The organism is Variovorax sp. P4_D9, assembly GCF_056401695.1.
In genome coordinates this window covers 1-3,331 of sequence record NZ_JBFUIU010000919.1, presented here as the reverse complement: position 1 = coordinate 3,331, position 3,331 = coordinate 1, and the positions used below count along the sequence as shown (strand labels likewise).

At 63.0% G+C, this 3,331-nt stretch carries 3 protein-coding genes and 1 pseudogene; 3 read left to right on the top strand and 1 reads right to left on the bottom strand.

Translation table 11 applies throughout. The features are described from left to right. Window positions 1–82: 82 nt before the first annotated feature. A pseudogene (locus AC1DY5_RS48290) lies at window positions 83–280 on the top strand (IS110 family transposase); the annotation flags it as partial. A 236-nt stretch (window positions 281–516) separates the two neighbouring features. Here the strand turns inward: AC1DY5_RS48290 and AC1DY5_RS48285 are convergent. Continuing rightward, window positions 517–2,046: a Fic family protein gene (locus AC1DY5_RS48285; protein WP_478121441.1), complete on the bottom strand. Its 1,530-nt coding sequence runs from the start codon at window positions 2,044–2,046 to the stop codon at window positions 517–519. Between the two features lie 275 nt (window positions 2,047–2,321). On the opposite strand from AC1DY5_RS48285, the gene AC1DY5_RS48280 reads away from it, so the two are divergent. Together AC1DY5_RS48280 and AC1DY5_RS48275 are read left to right on the top strand one after the other, a co-directional pair. Beyond that, window positions 2,322–2,684: a helix-turn-helix domain-containing protein gene (locus AC1DY5_RS48280; RefSeq protein ID WP_478121440.1), complete on the top strand. Its 363-nt coding sequence runs from the start codon at window positions 2,322–2,324 to the stop codon at window positions 2,682–2,684. A gap of 162 nt (window positions 2,685–2,846) precedes the next feature. Further along, window positions 2,847–3,140 (top strand): hypothetical protein, encoded by a 294-nt coding sequence (locus tag AC1DY5_RS48275; RefSeq protein WP_478121439.1) that lies wholly within the window; start codon window positions 2,847–2,849, stop codon window positions 3,138–3,140. Window positions 3,141–3,331: the final 191 nt, after the last annotated feature.

The following is a 3,331-nucleotide window of genomic DNA, read 5'->3' as shown; positions in this document are numbered from 1 at the left end:
GCGCAGCGATGCGCATCCCGCTTGAGAGATCGAGTCGAATTCGACGTTTCCCATGGCGCTGCCGACGATGTTGGAGCAAGCCATGGCAGTTCGCAAGCGCGATGACGAGGTATTTCCCAATGCGGCCGGGATCGATGTCGGCGCCTCCAGCCACTGGGTGGCGGTGCCACCGCACTTGGCCGAGGAATCGGTGCGCGAGTTCGGCGCGATGACCGATGACCTGAACGCGCTGGCCGAATGGGCGTGCGGCGTCGACACGGTGGCACTGGAGTCCACCGGGGGTTGGCGATCTACGCCGCGACCCGGCGGTGACCGAAGTCAGCGAGGTCAGTGGGAGCAGCGAGTTCAAGGTCCGCTACTGCACGGACCCGCCGGCCACGCTGCGCGGGTGGCGACGCACACGCGCACCAGTTCCAGGAGTTCGATGCTGGCGAACGACATCCTGCTGCGCCGAGACTGGCGCATGAGCGACGACTGGGTTCACATTCTGGTCGAGCCGACCGTGAATCGCACCATTCAACGTGGCGGTGGCTCGGTTGCTGCCTCTTCGGAATCTGGCGGCGCGGCCGCCTCTGCCAGCACAGAGCGCGTTTCCGCTTCGATCGCATCAAACACCTCTGCAGGAAGGTCCGCGGCGAAACGCTTGCGCTTGTTGATCGAGATTGTCCCTTCGCCATCCATCGCGATCGAGATCAGGGTGGCGAGCAGCGAGCCACGAACGTCGTAGCGTTCGTCGATCGCGCGCCGAATCGCATCGAAGTGCGCCAGATACTGCGTCTCTTGGCGAAGTTCAACATCGAGCGCCTGCTCGGCCATCGCAAACCCAAACTCCACAGCCGGCGTGGCGTCCCAGTAGCGATAGATCGTGTCATCCGCCTTGAAGTCGAAGTAGAACTGGCCCTCGCCGGCCGAGGTGACTTGGACCAGTTCGCGAGCGGGAACTGAGAACGCCTGGAGCGTCTCCAGGTACTGCCGCTCATTGCGCTTCATTGCGACCGACACCGGCAGGAGCACGCCCTTTTCAAGCTGGCCAGACGTGCACAGCGCCTTGTGGAAGAGGAAGCGCGACAGGCGGCCGTTGCCATCCATGAAGGGGTGGATGTAGACGAAACCAAACGACGAGATGCTCGCGGCCACGATCGGGTCAATCTGCTTCGGCGCAGTGTTCGCAAACGCCATCCACTCATCCATGAGCCGGGGAACGGCGTCAGGTGGCGGAGGAACGTACGAGACGCTTGAAGCCCCTCCCCTGTTCCCGCCGTTGCGCAACCAGTTCTGCTCGTTGCGAAACTGGACAGCCTTCTCGAAGACGCCACTGACAGTAGAAGACTGAAGCTCGACCAGGTATTCCTCGGAGAGCGGCCGCCCTTCATGGGCCTGCTTCAGCAGCGCGATGAACTTGCGGGCCTTGTCTTCTGACGGCGCTTCGCGCTCGATTGCGTAGCTGTCCTCGGTTTCGTGCAGGTATGCCCACGAAAGCGCTCGATCCATCATCTCCTTTCCCAGGCTGTTGATGAACGCTTTGGTGCGGCCCAGGATGTCCGACCTGATTCCTGCTTCGACGGCGGGTGACCGCTCAACCGTGACGCAGTACATCGGCGAACCGAGGCCGTTGAAGTTCAGGCGCCATCTGCTGTTGCGATTGTCGGGCCCGGTCACGTATCGTTTAGGGTCGAAAAGATCGACGTAGCCCCCGGCGATGTCAGGCTTGCCCTCGAGTACGGCCCCGGTGTGCCACTCCCACAGGTAGCAGGCCGCCCGGATGTATTGGCCATTTGGAGAATCCTTGAGCTCCTTCAACATCCGTTCGGCCGAGATCTTCGGCAGGGCCTGCGCGAGGATCTGCATGTTGACGCCCTCGTGCTTCAGCGCAAACAACAAATGGGTGAGGGGGTCCTCGGTCTGCGGTACCACGTGTGCCGGCACCGCCAAGTGGCCTTCGATAGCTTCGATGCGAGTTACCGGCCGAACGATGGCAGGCCGCGCCGGAGGCACGGCAGCGAGATTCAAAGACGTTCGAACGAGTTCATATCCGGCATTTGCCATGTTTTCTTTCAGTTCCCTCTGATTTTTCTCATTTCCCTGCTCCCAGGCTCGATTTTTTTCAGTTTGCCAATTTGCCCGGGTGAAATAGGTTGCAGGGACGGGGCCGGGAAGACTCAGATTTTTTTCATTCCCGTCAATTTATCTTCATTTTCTCGACGCCAGCCCAATTTTTTTTCAGTCTCACGCCCCGGCCAACCTAGCAGGATAGACCTCTGGTTTGTCGCTAGGCGATTCTCCCTCTGCATAAGACGCCATATTTGGCGTATTGTTGGGCCATGCCCGTACTCTCTATCAAGGCCGAGACCGCCGTCATAGCCCTCTCCGAGACGCTGCGCGCCCTGCGCCTGCGGCACGGCGAGTCGCAGGCCTTGGCGGCTCAACGGATCGGTGTGGGCCTGCGGACCTACCAGCGAATGGAGTCCGCGGCGCCGGCGATCGGCCAGGTCGGCATTCCCGCCGGCGGCGTGGCCATCGGCGACTTCGTCATGGCGCTAGAGGTCTACGGGGTAGACGTGGTCGGCGCGCTCACTCAACTCCAAAAGAACGCGCCAGTCGCAGTCGGAACGCGCAGGGAGCGCGGCCGCACGCCTAAGGCCCTCTCCGCTCCCCCCTCTCCCACTCCGATCCTTCCCACCTGACGCAGCCAGGCGCAATTCCACCCCCTCCGCAGACGCCAAGTCCGTCCCGGCCCGCCTGTTCGTGCATATCGACCGGCCGGACGGCGTGCACCCGGTAGGCGAGATGCGCTTCGACTCTTCTGTCCTGGGCGGCTTCTCGGCCAAGTTCCGCTACACGGCGGAGTGGCTCGCAGACGAGGCGCGCCGCTTCCCCCTGGATCCGATCAAAACCTGCCACTGACCGCCTCGCCGCAGTGGGTCGAGACCGACAGCAAGTTCGTCAACCTGGGCGTGCTGTTCGACGCCGGGCCCGACATGTGGGGCCGCCAGGTCATGCGGCACAAGACCGGCATCGCGAACCCCGCCGAATCGTCCCTGCTACTCATGGGCCGCGGCAACGGCGTGGGCGCCCTCCTCTTTTCGACCAGGCCGGATCTGAAACGCTCCGACCTGCCCGGTTCGACACGCTGCCGCTGATCGAGGACGACCTCTATCGCGTGCATCAGGCCGCGCACAACGTGTTCGCGACCACACCCATGCCCGAAGAGCTCCAGGCCTCCTGGCCGGCTCGTGGTCGATCGGCGGCGCGCGCGCCAAGGCGGTCATGCGCGACCGGGACGGCGGGATCTGGATCTGCAAGTTCAGCGAGCCGGGTAGCACCATCGACC